Here is a 378-nt window from a genome sequence, read left to right as displayed (position 1 = left end):
TCGGTGGTCTGGGCGCGCAAGGGGGAGGCGGATACCGTCGCCGCAGTAGACAAGGTCGTGCAGGAATGGCACCGCACGGGCTGGCTGATCGGCACGGAGAAGCGGCTTGGCATTACGCCGCCGCAGCCACTGCTGCCCGAGTTGCAAGCCAGGTACAAGGGTTGAGGGGGCGCCCGATGGACAAGCGTCTCGTATCGAGCGCCCTGCTSCTGGCTGGGGTCGCGCTGGCGCATACCGCATGGGCTGACGCCACGCTCGACAGGATTCGGCAGCGCGGCAAGCTGTCGGTGGGCATCGATGGCGCCAGCCCGCCATTCGGCCTCCTCGACACTGCGACCGGCAAGACCGGCGGCTACCAGACGGAACTGGCGGCAGACC

Annotated in this window: 1 pseudogene; it reads left to right on the top strand. The window is 68.4% G+C overall.

Annotation, left to right across the window (positions count from 1 at the left end):
* Positions 1–176: 176 nt before the first annotated feature.
* Positions 177–378 (top strand): annotated as a pseudogene (locus tag AC1DCP_RS26660) (transporter substrate-binding domain-containing protein); the annotation flags it as partial.

This window comes from Agrobacterium sp. 10T429 (assembly GCF_056393925.1).
This window is presented reverse-complemented; position numbering and strand designations above follow the sequence as displayed.